The sequence below is a fragment of the Neobacillus niacini genome (assembly GCF_048572935.1).
GTDB classification, from domain to species: domain Bacteria; phylum Bacillota; class Bacilli; order Bacillales; family Cytobacillaceae; genus Neobacillus; species Neobacillus niacini.
The window spans coordinates 5,160,753-5,178,802 of record NZ_CP183883.1 but is presented as its reverse complement, the minus strand read 5'-3'; the positions used below and the strand labels follow the sequence as shown (position 1 = coordinate 5,178,802).

At 37.7% G+C, this 18,050-nt stretch carries 20 protein-coding genes and 1 other annotated feature; all 20 genes read left to right on the top strand.

Features of this window, described 5'->3' with window-relative positions; genetic code table 11:
* The first annotated feature begins 24 nt into the window (after positions 1-24).
* Positions 25-762, top strand: coding sequence for a DUF881 domain-containing protein (locus tag ACN6MT_RS25295; RefSeq protein ID WP_419888557.1), 738 nt, complete (start codon positions 25-27; stop codon positions 760-762).
* On the top strand, positions 762-1,124 hold the full coding sequence (locus ACN6MT_RS25290; protein WP_063251595.1) for a small basic family protein: 363 nt from the start codon (positions 762-764) through the stop codon (positions 1,122-1,124). Before ACN6MT_RS25295 ends, ACN6MT_RS25290 begins: the two co-directional genes overlap by 1 nt.
* 126 nt (positions 1,125-1,250) lie before the next feature.
* Complete coding sequence (gene ftsA / locus ACN6MT_RS25285; protein WP_063251596.1) at positions 1,251-2,537, top strand: cell division protein FtsA; 1,287 nt, start codon at positions 1,251-1,253, stop codon at positions 2,535-2,537.
* Positions 2,538-2,579: 42 nt separating this feature from the next.
* Positions 2,580-3,713, top strand: a complete 1,134-nt coding sequence (gene ftsZ / locus ACN6MT_RS25280) for a cell division protein FtsZ (RefSeq protein ID WP_063251597.1) — start codon at positions 2,580-2,582, stop codon at positions 3,711-3,713.
* A gap of 237 nt (positions 3,714-3,950) precedes the next feature.
* Complete coding sequence (spoIIGA, locus tag ACN6MT_RS25275; RefSeq protein WP_419888556.1) at positions 3,951-4,889, top strand: sigma-E processing peptidase SpoIIGA; 939 nt, start codon at positions 3,951-3,953, stop codon at positions 4,887-4,889.
* 44 nt (positions 4,890-4,933) lie between these two features.
* Entirely contained in the window at positions 4,934-5,653 is a 720-nt protein-coding gene (sigE, locus tag ACN6MT_RS25270; RefSeq protein ID WP_063251599.1) for an RNA polymerase sporulation sigma factor SigE, read from the top strand.
* Between the two features lie 169 nt (positions 5,654-5,822).
* Entirely contained in the window at positions 5,823-6,602 is a 780-nt protein-coding gene (gene sigG, locus ACN6MT_RS25265) for an RNA polymerase sporulation sigma factor SigG (RefSeq protein WP_063251600.1), read from the top strand.
* A 197-nt stretch (positions 6,603-6,799) separates the two neighbouring features.
* Positions 6,800-7,069 (top strand): YlmC/YmxH family sporulation protein, encoded by a 270-nt coding sequence (locus ACN6MT_RS25260; RefSeq protein ID WP_063251601.1) that lies wholly within the window; start codon positions 6,800-6,802, stop codon positions 7,067-7,069.
* Positions 7,070-7,140: 71 nt separating this feature from the next.
* Complete coding sequence (gene pgeF / locus ACN6MT_RS25255; protein ID WP_419888555.1) at positions 7,141-7,965, top strand: peptidoglycan editing factor PgeF; 825 nt, start codon at positions 7,141-7,143, stop codon at positions 7,963-7,965.
* The gene (locus ACN6MT_RS25250; protein WP_419888554.1) at positions 7,962-8,648 is read left to right on the top strand and encodes a YggS family pyridoxal phosphate-dependent enzyme; all 687 of its coding nucleotides are present in this window, start codon (positions 7,962-7,964) and stop codon (positions 8,646-8,648) included. The genes pgeF and ACN6MT_RS25250 overlap by 4 nt, the downstream gene beginning before the upstream one ends.
* A gap of 1 nt (position 8,649) precedes the next feature.
* Complete coding sequence (locus tag ACN6MT_RS25245) at positions 8,650-9,087, top strand: cell division protein SepF (protein ID WP_063251604.1); 438 nt, start codon at positions 8,650-8,652, stop codon at positions 9,085-9,087.
* A gap of 6 nt (positions 9,088-9,093) precedes the next feature.
* Positions 9,094-9,357 carry a YggT family protein gene (locus ACN6MT_RS25240; RefSeq protein WP_419888553.1) on the top strand — a complete coding sequence of 88 codons (264 nt, stop codon included), beginning with the start codon at positions 9,094-9,096 and terminating at the stop codon, positions 9,355-9,357.
* A 29-nt stretch (positions 9,358-9,386) separates the two neighbouring features.
* Positions 9,387-10,160, top strand: coding sequence for an RNA-binding protein (locus tag ACN6MT_RS25235; RefSeq protein ID WP_419888552.1), 774 nt, complete (start codon positions 9,387-9,389; stop codon positions 10,158-10,160).
* 94 nt (positions 10,161-10,254) lie between these two features.
* The gene (locus ACN6MT_RS25230) at positions 10,255-10,770 is read left to right on the top strand and encodes a DivIVA domain-containing protein (RefSeq protein WP_063251607.1); all 516 of its coding nucleotides are present in this window, start codon (positions 10,255-10,257) and stop codon (positions 10,768-10,770) included.
* A gap of 50 nt (positions 10,771-10,820) precedes the next feature.
* Positions 10,821-11,062, top strand: a binding site (T-box leader).
* Between the two features lie 74 nt (positions 11,063-11,136).
* Positions 11,137-13,908, top strand: coding sequence for an isoleucine--tRNA ligase (gene ileS, locus ACN6MT_RS25225; RefSeq protein WP_419888551.1), 2,772 nt, complete (start codon positions 11,137-11,139; stop codon positions 13,906-13,908).
* Positions 13,909-14,055: 147 nt separating this feature from the next.
* Positions 14,056-14,352 carry a hypothetical protein gene (locus ACN6MT_RS25220; RefSeq protein ID WP_419888550.1) on the top strand — a complete coding sequence of 99 codons (297 nt, stop codon included), beginning with the start codon at positions 14,056-14,058 and terminating at the stop codon, positions 14,350-14,352.
* Between the two features lie 79 nt (positions 14,353-14,431).
* Positions 14,432-14,923, top strand: coding sequence for a signal peptidase II (lspA, locus tag ACN6MT_RS25215; protein ID WP_063251610.1), 492 nt, complete (start codon positions 14,432-14,434; stop codon positions 14,921-14,923).
* Complete coding sequence (locus ACN6MT_RS25210; protein WP_063251611.1) at positions 14,895-15,806, top strand: RluA family pseudouridine synthase; 912 nt, start codon at positions 14,895-14,897, stop codon at positions 15,804-15,806. The genes lspA and ACN6MT_RS25210 overlap by 29 nt, the downstream gene beginning before the upstream one ends.
* A 178-nt stretch (positions 15,807-15,984) precedes the next feature.
* Positions 15,985-16,527, top strand: a complete 543-nt coding sequence (gene pyrR / locus ACN6MT_RS25205; RefSeq protein ID WP_063251612.1) for a bifunctional pyr operon transcriptional regulator/uracil phosphoribosyltransferase PyrR — start codon at positions 15,985-15,987, stop codon at positions 16,525-16,527.
* A gap of 166 nt (positions 16,528-16,693) precedes the next feature.
* Positions 16,694-18,004 (top strand): solute carrier family 23 protein, encoded by a 1,311-nt coding sequence (locus tag ACN6MT_RS25200; protein WP_063251613.1) that lies wholly within the window; start codon positions 16,694-16,696, stop codon positions 18,002-18,004.
* Positions 18,005-18,050: the final 46 nt, after the last annotated feature.

The window sequence follows — 18,050 nt, the reverse complement described above, 5'->3', positions numbered from 1 at the left end:
AAAATTAAAGGTTAGGTGAAAAAAGTGGACAAGCTAAAAAAAAATTTTAGTTTTATTGCTATTTCTGCAGTAATAGGTTTTATGATTGCGATACAATTTCAAACGGTTAAAAAACCTGTTGAACGAGATACTCGTGATATATGGCAGCTTCGTGAGGCTATACTTCAGGAAAAAGAATTGCAGTCCGAGTTATTAACAGAAATTCGTTCAATTGAAGAAAAATTACTTGCCTATGAATCGAAGCAAAAGCAGAGTAAGGAACAGGCATTACGCGATACGATTCAAGAATTGAAGATTGAGGCAGGAATGACTAAAATAACAGCTCCTGGATTAATAGTAAATATTGAACCAATAATCGAGGAAATTCAAATTGGGGCAGATATATCAACGGTTGTGTCACCTGAACTTCTAAAAAGATTATTAAATGAATTGAATATGTATGACGCTAAATTTGTATCCGTTGATGGTCAGCGTATTATCAATACCACTGTCATTAGGGACATTAACAATGAGACAAAAATTGATGGCCATTCATTATCAAGCTTGCCGATTGAGATTAAGGTAGGCGTTGATAATATAGAAAATGCAGAAAAGTTATACAATCAAATGAAAGTATCGAAGGCTACGGAAGAGTTCTTCATTGAAAACCTAAAATTGACTATTTCGGAGCCAAATCCTGAAATTACCATTCCTGCATATGATAATCCTATCCGGATTCGATATTTAGAGTCATTGAAGGCGAATGAAGGAGGGAATACATAATGTGGCTTCCGTTATTAGGATTAATAGTCGGAATCCTTCTTGGTTTATTAACAGATATTAGGATTCCTGAAGAGTACTCAAATTATCTGTCTATTGCAGTTTTGGCAGCTCTAGATACATTATTCGGAGGAATAAGGGCGCACCTTCAAAATATTTATGACGAAAAAGTATTCGTTTCTGGATTCTTTTTTAATATTTTACTTGCCGCAAGTTTAGCTTTTCTAGGCGTTCATCTTGGTGTAGACTTGTATTTAGCAGCTGTTTTTGCCTTTGGTGTCCGCCTATTTCAAAATATTGCAGTAATTAGGCGAATATTATTGACAAAATGGTCAAAGTCAAAAGAAAAATTAGAAAAAAATTGATTTTTTTAAAGGGAATTATTTAGTTGTGACGAATAATTTTATAAGATATAGGTATGTACTTGTATTTTATATCTTATGAAATAGAATTGTTGTTCGACTGAAGGAATGCTAAGGAGGTGCCAAAGAATGAACAGCAATGAAATATATGTAAGTCTTGACATCGGTACATCCAGTGTAAAAGTAATCATTGGTGAAATTGTCAACGACTCGATAAATATAATTGGTGTTGGAAATGTAAAGTCTGAAGGACTTCGTAAGGGATCTATCATTGACATCAATGATACCGTTCATTCTATTAAACGTGCTATTGAAGAAGCTGAAAGAATGATAGGAATGGAAATAAGACAAGTGATTGTTGGGATTTCTGGCAATCAGGTTGCTCTTGAACCATGCCGTGGAATTGTAGGAGTTTCCAGTCAAAATCGTGAAATCACGAATGAAGATGTGAGACGTGTTATAGACGAGGCACAAGTTGTATCGATCTCTCAGGATAGAGAAATTATTGGGGTTATCCGTAAACAATTTATCCTTGATGGCAAGGATGAAATTAATAACCCATGTGGTATGATTGGTGTCCGTTTGGAAGTTGAAGGAACTCTTATTACAGGTTCCAACGCTATCATAACGAATACGCTGCGCTGCGTCGAGCGTGCAGGTTTAGAAATTACCGATATCATTCTACAGCCGCTTGCAGCTGGAGAGTACGCACTTTCAAAGGATGAGAAAAACCTAGGCGTTGCTTTAATCGACCTAGGCGGCGGTTCCACTACCATAGCTTATTTTGAAGGAGGATTCTTGGCTGCCACAAGTGTAATACCAGTTGGCGGAGACCTCATTACAAATGACCTTTCTAAGGTATTACACACTTCAACCGAGGACGCTGAAAAAATTAAAGTCAAATATGGACATGCTTTTTACGATGACGCTTCAGAAGACGAGTTCTTTAGTGTTCCAATCATAGGAAGCGACCAGCATCAACAATTTAATCAATTATATGTTTCTGAAATTATAGAAGCTAGAATGGAAGAAATTTTTGAATTGATTGCGCATGAACTGAAACGATTAGGTATCAATGACTTACCTGGAGGGTTTGTATTCACAGGTGGTACTGCAAATATGCAAGGCATATTAGAACTAGCTCAAACGATTTTCCAAAGTCCAGTTCGAAAAGCCGTTCCCAACTATATTGGAGTAAGAGAACCTCAGTATACAACTGCGGTTGGTTTGATTAAATATGCTTACAAGAATGCTAGATTACCAGGTGGAACACCCGTCGCTTCAGCACCTGTTACTGAACCAATCGAGAAGAAAGTTCAAAAACAACAACAACAGCCAAAAGCAAAACCAGAAAAACATCCGGAAGATAAGATGTCATCAAAAGTAAAAAAATTCCTTGGTCTCTTTTTCGAATAGACAGACACGAAAAGGATTATCGACGAATTAGGAGGATTTGTCATGTTAGAGTTTGATACAAATTTAGATTCTCTTGCTACAATAAAAGTAATTGGGGTTGGCGGCGGTGGAAACAACGCAGTAAATCGAATGATCGAACATGGTGTTCAAGGAGTAGAATTTATCGCTGTTAATACTGATGCACAGGCACTAAACCTTTCAAAAGCAGAGGTAAAAATGCAAATTGGCTCAAAATTAACAAGAGGTCTTGGTGCAGGGGCTAATCCTGAAGTAGGTAAGAAAGCGGCAGAAGAAAGTAAAGAACAATTAGAAGACGCATTACGTGGTGCAGATATGGTTTTTGTTACTGCAGGTATGGGCGGCGGAACGGGTACAGGGGCTGCTCCTGTTATTGCACAAATCGCCCGTGATTTAGGTGCCTTAACAGTGGGTGTTGTAACACGTCCATTTACATTTGAAGGTAAAAAACGTTCAAATCAAGCTGCAGGTGGTATTGGCGCTATGAAAGAGGCCGTGGATACATTGATTGTGATTCCAAACGACCGCCTTCTTGAAATAGTAGATAAAAGTACCCCAATGCTCGAGGCATTCCGTGAAGCAGATAATGTTCTTCGTCAAGGGGTTCAGGGTATTTCAGACTTAATCGCAGTTCCTGGTCTTATTAACTTGGATTTTGCAGATGTGAAGACCATTATGTCAAACAAAGGTTCCGCACTAATGGGAATCGGTATGGCAACCGGTGAAAATCGTGCAACTGAAGCAGCTAAAAAAGCAATAAGTTCTCCTTTGTTAGAAACATCTATTGATGGTGCACAAGGAGTTCTGATGAATATTACAGGCGGCAGTAACTTAAGTTTATATGAAGTCCAAGAAGCTGCTGATATTGTGGCAACTGCATCAGACCAAGAAGTAAATATGATTTTTGGATCTGTAATCAATGAGAACCACAAGGATGAAATTATTGTTACCGTTATTGCTACTGGCTTTAATGAAGAAGTGATTCAGCCTAAGGCAAGTCGTCCAGCATTTGGACAAGCCAAACCGCAGCTAAGTGCAGTAAAGCGGGAACAAAAGCGTGAAGAAGCACCACAAGAACCAGTTCGTCAAAACAATGCAGCACAAGAAGAAACATTAGACATTCCTACATTCCTACGAAACAGAAACCGTAGAAGATAATACAAAAAGGCATGGTCCAAAAGGACCATGCCTTTTTTGTTTAAATTTAATTAGACAAAATACGTTGTTAATAGTGAAAATTTCTGTTTTTTTGATTACAGAAAGTGACACACTTTAGCCCATAAAGTAGGTTATACTTTTTCCTAAACAGAATAATAGAAAAGATTGGTAATACACCCTAATGTAAATCCATAAAGCTATTAAATGCTTTTGATATTAAAAGGGGGTAAGGCTTGGTTGTCTGTGTATTTAGATGTCATTTGGGCCCTTAATCTGTTATTTGATAGCCTACTCCTGTATCTATCTGCCATTTTTCTAAAAAGAAAAATTCGAATTTGGAGGATAATAGCAGGCGGCTTTATTGGTTCGTTAATCATAGTATTGTCGTTTACACCAATACATACCTACTCTAACCATCCAATTTCAAAACTGCTATTTTCTGTGTTTATGGTGTTAGTTGTATTTGGTTATAAACGATTTTCCTTTTTCATTAAGGCTTTAATGACTCTTTATGTAACAACATTTCTCATTGGAGGAGCACTAATAGGAGCACACTATTTTGTCCAATTTGATTCTGAAATGTCGACAAAGGTTATGATTGCAAGTGTTACTGGGTTTGGTGATCCAATTAGCTGGCTTTTTGTTCTGTTAGGTTTTCCAATTGCATGGCATTTTTCAAAACGGAATATAGAGGGCATGGAAATGACCAAGATTCAATTTGATCAGATTGTTAATGTCACCTTAAAAATAAATAACGAAACTTTTACTTTTAAGGGTCTAGTCGACAGCGGAAATCAGCTTTATGATCCATTATCAAAACTTCCTGTTATGTTTGTTTCAATTAGGAATATGCTAGAAGGCATGGCCGATCCAATAAAAAAAATGGCAGCTGATCCAGAATCTCTGATTCTAGGAAATCAAGAGTTTCCGGATGATTGGCAAAATAAGCTTAGGATAGTTCCTTGCCGGGTGGTAGGACAAGAGCACCAGCTTATCGTTGCTGTAAAGCCTGACACAATTATTATTAATACAAAAGGAGAAAATTATTTATGCGAAAAAGGTCTCGTATCGTTTACTATGCAGCAATTATCTGCTGATGATGCCTTTCAATGCATCGTTCATCCAAAAATGCTCACCGGACCTAGGCAGCATAATGATTCGGTGAAAGTAAGCTAATATTACTATACTCAGAAAAACATATTTTAGAAGGAGGAACTTGCGTGAAAAAATGGAGACTTCGCTTATCCTACTACTGGTATAAGATACTAATCAAATTAGGAATAAAAAGTGATGAAGTTTATTATATTGGCGGCAGCGAAGCCTTACCGCCTCCTTTAAGTAAAGATGAAGAAGAGCTGCTTTTAAATAAGCTTCCAGGTGGAGATAAGGCGGCTAGATCGATATTAATAGAACGCAACCTTAGACTTGTTGTGTATATCGCGAGAAAATTTGAAAATACCGGAATCAATATTGAAGACTTAATTAGTATTGGAACAATTGGTTTAATTAAAGCGGTAAATACCTTTAATCCGGAGAAAAAAATCAAACTGGCTACATATGCTTCTAGGTGTATTGAAAATGAAATCCTGATGTATTTGCGTAGAAACAATAAAATCAGATCAGAAGTTTCCTTTGATGAACCGTTAAATATCGATTGGGACGGTAATGAATTATTATTATCCGATGTTTTAGGAACAGATGATGATATTATTACAAAGGATTTAGAAGCAAATGTAGATAGAAAATTATTAACTAAAGCATTACACCAATTGTCTGATAGGGAAAAACAAATTATGGAACTGCGCTTCGGACTAACCAATGGTGAAGAAAAGACACAGAAGGATGTAGCCGATATGCTTGGTATTTCCCAATCGTATATATCACGCCTGGAAAAAAGAATTATTAAAAGATTAAGGAAAGAATTCAATAAAATGGTTTGATATAACAAAAAAAGAATTTTTTTCTTTCTGAAAAGACCTTTTAAACTAAAGAAATAATGGTGTTTTTCGACAATCTCGGGCAATCCCTTAAAAAGTACAAGTGCATATTTTTCCTGCTCAAGGAAATACTGTTTTTTGTACAGCAACTCCTATGAGGAGGGAAAAGGGATTGACTCGAAATAAAGTTGAAATTTGTGGCGTAGATACATCAAAACTTCCTGTATTAAAAAATGAAGAAATGAGATTACTCTTCAAGCAAATGCAAGAGGGCGATATTACAGCACGAGAAAAACTCGTCAACGGAAATTTACGACTCGTTCTAAGTGTCATTCAGCGGTTTAACAACCGAGGCGAGTTTGTTGATGATCTGTTTCAGGTTGGCTGTATTGGACTTATGAAATCGATTGATAACTTTGATTTAGGTCAAAACGTTAAGTTTTCCACTTATGCCGTACCAATGATTATCGGCGAAATACGCAGGTACCTGCGCGATAACAATCCTATTCGCGTTTCTAGGTCCTTAAGAGATATCGCCTATAAGGCTCTTCAAGTAAGAGAACGATTAATGAGTGAAACTTCACGGGAACCAACTGCTGAGGAGATTGCCAAAGTATTAGAAGTCCCTCATGAAGAAATAGTTTTCGCATTAGATGCTATTCAAGATCCAGTATCGCTGTTTGAACCGATTTATAACGATGGCGGGGATCCTATCTATGTGATGGACCAGTTAAGCGATGAACGAAATAAAGATATCAACTGGATCGAAGAGATCGCATTAAAAGAAGGTATGCGCCGCTTAAATGAGCGGGAAAAGTTAATTTTAAGAAAGCGATTCTTCCAAGGTAAAACACAAATGGAAGTAGCTGACGAAATTGGGATCTCACAAGCACAAGTCTCACGTTTAGAAAAAGCTGCTATCAAACAAATGAATAAAAATATCCAAAGCTGAAGCTGTCCAAGAGGAAACTGCAAATAGTTGGGACGGTAAAATAGGGTGAACGCTACTATAAGTAGCGGCTCACCCTTTTTTATTTTATGCTGGCAGTCTCCTTAGAAAGGGCAGCTTTATTTTTTATGATAATAACAGATAAAATAACCAAACAAATCATATATTCTCAATAGGATAAAAAGGTGGGAGTGAGAGATATGGTAAAAATATCTGAATTTCAGATTAAAGATGTAGTGAATGTAGCTGATGGAAAAAAGCTGGGTAATATTGGCGATATTGAAATTAATCTTACTACTGGCAAAATTGAAGCAGTCATCGTTACCGGAAATGGCAAAGTTTTAGGTTTTTTTGGCAGGGAAGAAGATATCGTGATCCCGTGGAAAAATATTATAAAAATAGGTCAAGATGTAATACTGGTACGATTCAAGGCAATTGAAGAAAGACCGGCAGAAGAAATCGAAGCCTAGAACTCAGTAATATCGACGGTGACCATTTAAACGATTCGTGTTAAACTAGATAAAAACAAATGAGGTTGAGTATGGAACCCTTTGCATATGAGGATCAATCATATTTTTTAATTAAAAATTGGATGGAACAGTATCCTGGGCTCGTTGCTGGAATAACAACTAAGAAAGGCGGCAGCAGTACAGGAGTTTATGAAAATTTTAATCTCGGCTTTCATGTAGGGGATCAACTCGAAGCTGTATGCTCTAACAGGGGCCAGTTGGCTAACCTTATTGAATTTCCACTGAATTCCTGGGTAGGTGCTGAACAGACACATGACACGGTAATTAGAAGAATTATCTTGGAGGACCGTGGTAAAGGTTCGGATTCTTACGAAAGTGGATTTAAAGGGACCGATGGATTTTATACGAATGAAGAGGGAATCTTACTAACTCTTTGCTATGCTGATTGTGTCCCTCTTTTTTTTATTTCCCCAAAACACAAGATGATTGGTGCAGCACATGCAGGGTGGAAGGGAACCGTGAATGAAATTGCGAAGAAGATGGTAGAGAAGTGGGGAGAGGAAGGAATACCTCCGAATCAAATTTTTGCAGTAATTGGTCCATCTATTTGTGAAAAATGTTATATTGTTAATGATTATGTAATGAACTTTGTTGAAAATACCCTAGAAGATGTCGAAAAAAAACCATATAATACAATAAAAGAAGGTCAATATACATTAGATTTACGTGAGCTAAATAAAATCATTCTTCTCAAAGCTGGTGTCCCAGAAAAGAATATTCAAATGACTAAACTATGCACTAGTTGTGACAAATCAGAATTTTTTTCTCATCGCCGAGACCAAGGAAAGACGGGAAGGATGTTAAGTTATATAGGATGGAAGGAGACCTCCGAATGAGGGTTGCAGAAAATCTCTTACATATCAGTCAGCAAATTAGCGAGGCATGTCAAAAGGTAAATCGGACTCCTGATGAAGTGAAACTTATTGCCGTTACCAAGTATGTTAGTATTGATAGAGCGAATGAGGCTTTGGAAGCTGGAATCATAAATCTGGGTGAAAATCGAGATGACGGGCTTTTGAATAAATGGGAAGTATTAGGGGACAAGCCTATTTGGCATTTTATCGGCAGTCTGCAGACTCGCAAAGTTAAAAATATTATTGATAAGGTAGAATATATACACTCTTTAGATCGCATTTCTTTGGCAGAGGAAATTAATAAACGTGCAGTGAAAAAGATGAAATGCCTTGTCCAAGTGAATGTTTCACAAGAAGAAACAAAGCATGGTCTAGCTCCTCATGCTGTTTTAGATTTTATCAAGGATCTTCGTCCGTATGAGAATATTAGCATTGAAGGTTTAATGACAATGGCTCCATTCACGGATGATGAAGAACAGCTTCGAACCTGTTTTCGAAAGTTAAAGGAGCTCCGTGACGAAATAAAAAATTGTAATCTGGATTATGCCCCTTGTAAAGAACTTTCAATGGGGATGTCAAACGATTTTGAAATAGCCATTGAAGAGGGAGCAACAATGATTAGAATTGGAACTGCACTTGTCGGTGCGGCTGGTGAGGAGGAATAAAATGACGATTAAATCAAAATTAAAAACATTTTTCTTTTTAGATGATGATTACGATGATAATAATCAGGATGATTATGAAAAGGTTGAACCACCTATAAAACCTCAAAAACCGACTATGAAACCGCAAAATATTGTTAGTTTACAGAGTGTCCAAAAGGCTTCAAAAGTAATTTTAGTGGAACCAAGAGTATATGCTGAAGCCCAGGATATCACCGACCATTTAAAAAACCGCCGGGCTGTAGTCGTGAATCTTCAGCGTATTGGCCATGATGAAGGCAGACAAATCGTTGATTTTTTGAGTGGGGCTGTTTATGCATTGGGTGGAGATATACAAAAAATAGGATCTAGTATCTTTTTATGTACACCTGATAATGTTGAGATTTCTGGTAATATATCTGAATTAGTAAAAGAACAAGAATTTCAAGATACGAGGTGGTAAAAAGAAATGGATATTATCTTTAACGTTTTAATCCAACTACTTGGATTATATAAATGGATGCTCATCATCTATATCCTTCTATCTTGGTTTCCAAATATGAGAGACTCTCAGATTGGAGCAACTCTTGGTAAATTATGTGAGCCATTTCTAGAACCTTTTAGAAGAATTATTCCACCATTTGGTATGATGGATCTTTCTCCTTTAGCGGCTTTCTTTGTTTTATCTTTTGCCCCGCATGGCTTAAGAGTAATACAAAACTTAATTTCTTAAATTAACCTATCCGGTCTGAGGAGTTAAACATGAATATTTATCAGCATTTTCGCCCGGAGGAACGGGAATTTATTGATCAAGTATTACATTGGAAAGATTATGTGGATACCAGCTATACTGCTAAGCTTACCGATTTTCTTGATCCAAGAGAGCAGCATATTTTAAAAGTCTTAATAGGTGAAAATGGAAATATAAAGTATCAGCTTTTTGGCGGGATCTTAGCTAGTGAAAGAAAAAGGGCATTAATTATGCCGGACTACTTGATTCCGACGGAAGATGAATTTCAAATTAATCTTTTTGAAATCGACTATCCTGTTAAATTTGTTACAATCGAACACCCCCAAGTACTGGGTTCACTCATGTCACTTGGATTAAAACGAGGAAAATTTGGCGACATATTGATGAAAGATGGAAGAGTTCAGTTTATCGCTGCTTCAGAAATTAGTGACTACATCAGAAATAATATAGAATCCATTGGCAAAGCCTCTATACGATTAAAAGAGCTGGCACTGGATGACGCAATAAATACAGATGACTTATGGATAGAACAGGTAATCACTGTTTCCTCCTTAAGGCTCGATACCATTATTTCCGGTATACATAATATCTCAAGGCAAAAATCACAGCTTTTTATTCAACAAGGATTGGTAAAAGTAAACTGGACCTCAATTGAAAATGTTTCTTTCGAATGTGGAGAAGGTGATTTGTTGTCAGTTAGAGGCTATGGCAGAGTGAAGATTTTGTCTGTTGAAGGAAAAACAAAAAAAGATAAGTGGCGAATTGTTGTCGGAAAACAAAAATAAATTTTATTAATCAGCAGGAATTTCCGAAAACATTGTCGAATAATTGCTTATACACTATATACATACAGAAGAAAGATTCTTGGAGGTGGCATCAATGCCGTTAACGCCGTTAGATATTCACAATAAAGAATTTAATAAAGGTTTTCGTGGTTATGATGAAGACGAGGTAAATGAATTTTTAGATCAAGTAATTAAGGATTATGAATTAGTCCTTCGTGAAAAAAAAGAAATGGAAGAAAAATTAAATGAAATGAAAGACCGTCTAGGTCATTTTGTAAATATTGAAGAAACATTAAACAAGTCTATTATCATTGCTCAAGAGGCTGGTGAAGATGTTAAACGAAATGCACAAAAGGAAGCAAAACTCATCATAAAGGAAGCAGAAAAGAATGCAGATCGTATCGTGAATGAGTCGCTTTCAAAAGCTAGAAAAATTGCTCTTGAAATCGAGGATTTGAAGAAGCAATCAAAAGTTTTTCGTACACGTTTCAAGATGTTGATAGAAGCTCAGCTGGATATGCTTAATACAGATGATTGGGATCATTTATTAGAGTATGAAGTGGATGCAACAGAATTAAAAATTCACGAAGAAGAAGATTCCTTAGCTTGACGAACTGGTATTATTTCGCATATAATTTTTTAACAGGTAGATAAAGAATGGTAATGACAATGAGAGGGACAGTACAATTTTTCGAAAACTTTTGAAAGCGAGCCGGGGAGGGTGGAAGCCTGGGAAAAGTGAAAGATTGGAAGATCACCCTTGAGTCCCAAACTGAAACTCTTATATAAAGAAGAGTAAGTTATGGCGGGTTATTCACGTTACGAATCTTAAAGAGGATAGTACGATTTACGTGCTATTTATCAGGGTGGTACCGCGGGAATAAAACCTTCTCGTCCCTTTTTTGGGATGAGAGGGTTTTTTTATTTGTCTATTGTCAATTCTGTTTATGATGAGTATTACAGGAGGAATAAGAAAATGGAATATAAAGATACGTTATTAATGCCAAAAACTGAATTTCCAATGCGTGGAAATCTTCCACAAAGAGAACCTGAAATTCAGGCAAAGTGGGAAGAAATGAATATCTACAAAAAGGTTCAGGAGCGTACAGCAGGACGTCCAATGTTTGTGCTTCATGATGGACCTCCATATGCAAATGGCGATATTCATATGGGTCACGCCCTAAACAAAGTATTAAAGGATATGATTGTTCGCTTTAAATCGATGAGTGGCTTTAATGCACCATATGTTCCAGGCTGGGATACACATGGTTTGCCAATCGAGCAGGCGTTAACAAACAAGGGAGTAAAGCGTAAAGAGATGACTGTAGCGGAATTCCGGCAGCTTTGTACAAAATATGCCCTTGAACAAGTAAGCAATCAGCGTGAACAATTTAAACGCATCGGGGTTCGTGGTGATTGGGAAAACCCATATATTACTCTTAAGCCTGAATATGAGGCACAGCAGATTAAAGTCTTTGGAGAAATGGCGAAGAAAGGCTATATCTATAAAGGTCTTAAACCTGTATATTGGTCCCCATCAAGTGAATCAGCACTTGCTGAAGCAGAAATTGAATATCAAGATAAAAAATCACCATCCATTTATGTGGGCTTTAAAGTTAAGGATGGAAAAGGTGTTCTTGATTCAGATGTCCAAATTGTCATCTGGACGACAACACCTTGGACGATTCCTGCTAACTTAGGAATTTCGGTTCACCCAGACCTAACCTATGTGGTTGTTGACGTGAACGGAAACAAATATTTAGTAGCGGAAGCTCTTCTAGAATCAGTTACGAAGGAAATTGGCTGGGAAGATGTAGCTGTTGTTCAAAAGGTAAAAGGTAATGAATTAGAGAATATCCTTGCAACACATCCATTATATGGCCGTGACTCCTTAGTAATGCTAGGAGAACATGTCACAACTGATGCTGGAACAGGCTGTGTTCATACAGCACCAGGACATGGGGAGGATGACTTTTATGTTGGACAAAAGTATGGACTAGAAGTACTCTGCCCAGTGGATGATAAAGGTGTGATGACAAGTGAAGCACCAGGATTCGAAGGATTGTTTTACGACACTGCAAACAAGGCAATTGGAGAAGCCTTGGAACAAGCTGGTGCTCTCTTAAAGCTTTCGTTTATCACTCACTCCTATCCACACGATTGGAGAACAAAAAAGCCTGTAATCTTCAGAGCTACAGCACAATGGTTTGCATCCATTAAAGACTTCCGGGATGACCTGCTAGAAGCAGTTAAAGAAACAAAGTGGGTGCCTGCATGGGGTGAAACACGACTATTTAATATGGTCCGTGACCGTGGCGATTGGTGTATTTCACGTCAGCGTGTATGGGGAGTTCCAATCCCGGTATTTTATGCTGAAAATGGCGAGGAAATCATCACCGATGAAACGATTAATCATGTTTCCGATTTGTTCCGTGAATCTGGATCAAATGTTTGGTTTGAAAGAGAAGCAAAGGACCTTCTTCCAGAAGGCTTCAGCCATCCAGGCAGTCCAAATGGATTGTTTACAAAAGAAACGGATATCATGGATGTTTGGTTCGATTCTGGTTCTTCACACCAAGCGGTTCTCTTAGAAAGAGATGACTTAGTACGCCCGGCAGATTTGTATCTAGAGGGCTCAGACCAATATCGCGGATGGTTTAACTCTTCGTTATCAACTGCGGTAGCTGTGACTGGTAAAGCACCTTACAAAGGAGTATTAAGTCACGGATTTGCTTTAGATGGTGAAGGAAGAAAGATGAGTAAATCATTAGGAAATGTTGTAGTTCCTGAGAAGGTAATGAAACAATTAGGTGCCGATATTCTAAGGCTTTGGGTAGCTTCTGTTGATTATCAGGCGGATGTTCGTGTATCCGACGCTATCCTAAAACAAGTTGCAGAAGTTTATCGGAAAATCCGTAATACCTTCCGTTTCTTACTTGGTAACTTGTCCGACTTCAATCCTGTAACCGATAGGGTTTCATATGAAAACCTTCGTGAAGTGGATCAATTTATGCTTGTAAAATTAAATAAACTGATCAAATATTCTTTAAATGCCTATGAAAATTACGAGTTCGCTGGAATTTACCATGCGGTTAATAATTTCTGTACTCTTGATTTAAGTGCATTCTATCTTGATTTTGCAAAGGATGTTCTTTATATCGAGTCCGTTAATAACCATGAACGCCGTGCAATTCAAACCGTTCTTTATGATTCTTTAGTTGCTTTAACAAAGTTAGTAACGCCTATTCTTCCTCATACTGCAGACGAGGTTTGGAAATTCATCCCTGCCGTTACAGAAGAAAGTGTCCAGTTAACCGATATGCCTGAATATCAGGAACTTAATAATGCAGTTGCATTGGAGGAAAAATGGACGGCATTTATGAAGCTTCGTGATGATGTATTAAAAGCACTTGAAGAAGCAAGAAATCAAAAGGTTATTGGTAAATCATTAACTGCTAAGGTTTCTTTATATGTGAATCAGAATACGAAATCCTTATTAGACTCTATTCAAGAGAATGTGCAGCAATTATTTATCATCTCAGGATTCGAGGTCGCAGGAAGTTACGATCAAGCACCTGAAAATGCGATTAAATTAGATACAGCTGCTATAGTTGTCACAAAAGCTGAAGGTGAAACTTGTGAGCGCTGTTGGGTTGTGACACCAGAAGTTGGTAAAGATCCGGAGCACCCTACACTTTGCCCTCGTTGTGCAGAAGTAGTTAAAGAAAACTATACTCATTTAGCTTAATAAGAAAAAACCCATGATCATTTTCATGGGGTTTTTTCATTTTTTAACCTATTCCGTTAATTGTTGTTTTTGATGTCAAATGTTTTCCCGGGTCGGTACAATTTATCGGGAGATAATATGAGAAATAAGATAACGGAGGTTACAACTATGAATGCAATGCAGGAAGAGCTGTTTTGGGAACTCCGTAAAACTCAATTAGAAATTTTAAGATCATTAAAAAATAAGCAGAAAAATGAATGGATGATTACTATTTTAGAGGAAGAATTGGATGACATATCAACTGCTATTCAAAAGTTGGAAGACGGTAATTTTGGACAATGTGAAACATCAGGTGAACCGATACCTGAATATTTTTTGAAAATTATGCCAACGATAAAAACATCACGGGATACAGAAATTTTAGAGCATTTTTATCGAAAACCAATGAATTCCTCCATTTTCTAGCGTTACATTGTAGTTTAGCTAAAGATTGTGCTAAAATGCTAAGGAGTAAAGTCAACGCGTGAGATGGAGGTATTCCTTAGTGTTTTATTATTTAATCGCAATTTTTATTATTTTATTAGACCAAGTGACAAAATGGATGATTGTCACAAAAATGTACCTTGGTGAAAGTATCCCAATTATTGAGGACTTTTTGTATATTACTTCTCACCGGAATCGGGGAGCGGCATGGGGAATATTACAAGGACAGATGTGGTTCTTCTATGTGATTACCGCTGTAGTAATCGTTGCGATCATTTATTACATTCAAAAAGAGGCAAAAGGTAAGTGGCTGTTAGGTGTCTCCTTGGCATTTATGCTAGGTGGAGCTATAGGTAATTTTATCGACCGCTTGCTTCGAAAAGAAGTTGTTGATTTTATTCATACGTATATTTTTAATTATAACTTCCCAGTATTTAATATTGCGGATTCGGCTTTGGTCATTGGCGTAGTGTTATTGATGATTCAAATGCTGCGCGATGAGCGTGAAACAAAGGAGAAATCATATGGAGAAAATGGTACACACCATTCTTGAACAACAAAAGGGAGACCGAATTGATAAAGTTATTTCAACTTTAGATGAAGAATGGTCTAGAACACAGGTTCAGCAATGGATTAAAGAAGGAAATGTCCTAGTAAATGGGCAAAAAATTAAAACGAACTACAAATGCAGTCTAAATGATGAAATTGAGATTACAATTCCAGACCCAGAGTTATTGGATGTAATTCCCGAAGATATGGATTTAGATATTTATTTCGAAGATAAAGATGTTTTAGTGGTTAACAAACCAAGCGGGATGGTGGTCCATCCTGCACCTGGACATTTAACGGGAACACTTGTTAATGGTTTAATGGCCCATTGTAAGGATTTATCAGGAATAAATGGTGTTTTGAGACCTGGTATTGTTCATCGCATTGATAAGGACACATCTGGTCTTTTAATGGTTGCTAAAAATGATATGGCGCATGAAAAGCTTGTAAACCAATTAGTGGAAAAGACTGTTACACGGAAGTATAGAGCCATCGTCCATGGTGTGATTCCGCATGATTTTGGAACCATCGATGCGCCGCTTGGAAGAGATACAAAAGATCGTCAAAGTATGACGGTGGTGGATAATGGGAAACACGCTGTGACTCATTTCCATGTGCTTGAGCGTTTTAAGGATTTTACATTTGTGGAGTGTCAACTAGAAACAGGCAGGACTCACCAAATTCGTGTCCATATGAAATATATTGGCTATCCACTTGCAGGGGACCCCAAGTATGGTCCAAAGAAAACATTGGATATTAATGGACAGGCCTTGCATGCAGGAATCCTTGGATTTAATCACCCTAGAACGAACGAATACCTAGAATTCGAAGCGCCTCTGCCGAAAGAATTTGAAGAGTTATTAGAGCAATTGCGAAATAATCATTGACATATTTGTCGAATTAAAGTACGATAACAACAGTTGAATATGCCTTTAAATCAGTCCAGTGAGGCTGAGAAGGAAACGGATAATTTAGTTGGGATGCCTATGCCCATACTAATAAACTCTTGTACCTCTCACCTCAAAGCGTGAGAGGTTTTTTTATTATACTAGGCGGGTGAGATTAGTGAATCAAAAAGCAGTTGTATTAGACACGCAAGCAATAGGAAGAGCATTAACAAGAATTGCCCACCAAATTATTGAAAAAAATAAAGGGATTGAAAATTGTGTCCTTGTGGGTATCCGAACTAGAGGGATATTCATTGCAGAAAGGCTTGCTGCAAAAATTGAAGAAATTGAAGGTAAACCAATCCCAGTAGGTGAATTGGATATTACCCTTTACCGTGATGATTTAACCAAGAAAACCGATGATCAAGAACCTCTTGTGAAGGGGTCGGATATTCCCGTTGAATTGAAGGATAAAAAAGTAATTCTTGTTGACGATGTTTTATACACAGGCAGAACGGTTAGAGCAGGGCTAGACGCAATTATGGACCTTGGCCGTCCCTCATCCATACAATTAGCTGTGCTAGTTGACCGAGGTCACCGCGAGCTGCCAATTCGAGCAGACTATGTCGGTAAAAATATCCCAACTTCCAGCAGTGAAAAAGTAGTAGTTGAATTACAAGATGTCGATAAGGTTGACCAAGTAAGTATCTTTGAAAAGTAAATAGTGACCCTTTTAATAGCAGTCCAGTGAGGCTGACAAAGGGGAAAATGCCATCATTTAGCTAAAATGGCATTTCCATACCCTCTTTGTACACTCATGGACAAAGAGGGTATTTTTATTTGGAAAAAACACACTATATAACAAAAGAATTTCGGAGGAGAAACCATTGAATAATAAACCCATCTTAGACGTAAAAGAGATTCCAACTCCTGCCCAATGGATCACTTTAAGCTTACAACACTTATTCGCAATGTTCGGAGCAACCATTCTTGTTCCCTATCTTGTTGGGTTAAGCCCAGCAATAGCATTGATATCAAGTGGTTTAGGAACACTCGCTTTCTTAATGATTACAAAATGGCAGGTTCCTGCATATCTTGGTTCCTCGTTTGCTTTTATAGCTCCAGTGATTGCGGCAAAAGCAACAGCCGGTCCAGGGGGTGCCATGATTGGATCATTCCTTGCAGGTCTTGTTTACGGAATTGTAGCACTGATCATTAGTAAAGCAGGTCACCGCTGGATTATGAATTTGCTGCCTCCTATTGTAGTCGGCCCGGTAATTATTGTAATTGGTTTAGCGCTCGCAGGTACTGCGGTTGGTATGGCAATGAATAATCCAGCAGGAGAATATAGCTTAATACATTTCTCCGCTGCTTTAGTAACGTTAGCAGTAACCATTATTTGTACTATTTACATGCGCGGCATGTTGAGTATTATCCCGATTCTGGCAGGTATTGTGATTGGATACTTATACTCTTTTGCAATCGGTATAGTTGATTTTAAACCAGTTTTGGAAGCAAGTTGGTTTGAAATGCCCGAATTTATCATTCCTTTTGTGAGCTACGAAGTAAAAGTAACATGGGACTTAGCGCTGCTAATGGTGCCGGTCGCAATCGTTACACTTTCTGAACATATAGGCCATCAGCTTGTGCTTAGTAAAGTAGTTGGCCGTGACTACATTAAAGAACCAGGTCTGCACCGCTCTATTTTGGGAGATGGAACAGCAACGATTATTTCTGCATTGATTGGCGGACCTCCGAAAACAACATACGGCGAGAATATCGGTGTCTTAGCAATAACTAGAGTTTACAGTGTATATGTTATTGCAGGTGCAGCAGTTCTTGCAACAATCTTTGGATTTATCGGAAAGATAACAGCATTAATTAGTACCATCCCCACACCTGTTATGGGCGGCGTATCCATACTTCTTTTTGGAATCATCGCTTCATCAGGGCTGCGGATGCTCGTAGACAGTAAAATTGATTTTGGTAACAAGCGAAACTTAGTGATTTCATCTGTCATCCTAGTTTTCGGAATTGGCGGCGCCTTTGTAAAAGTATCAGAATCATTCCAGATTCAAGGAATGGCATTCGCAGCCATTGCCGGAGTTCTTTTGCACTTAATCCTGCCTGGTAAAGAACCAGTAAATGAAGATATGTTCGAACAAACGGTAGAAAAAGATAATCCAAAAACTGCATAAGGAGAATCAACCTTTTAAAAGTAGTCCAGAGAGGCTATAAGGGTGT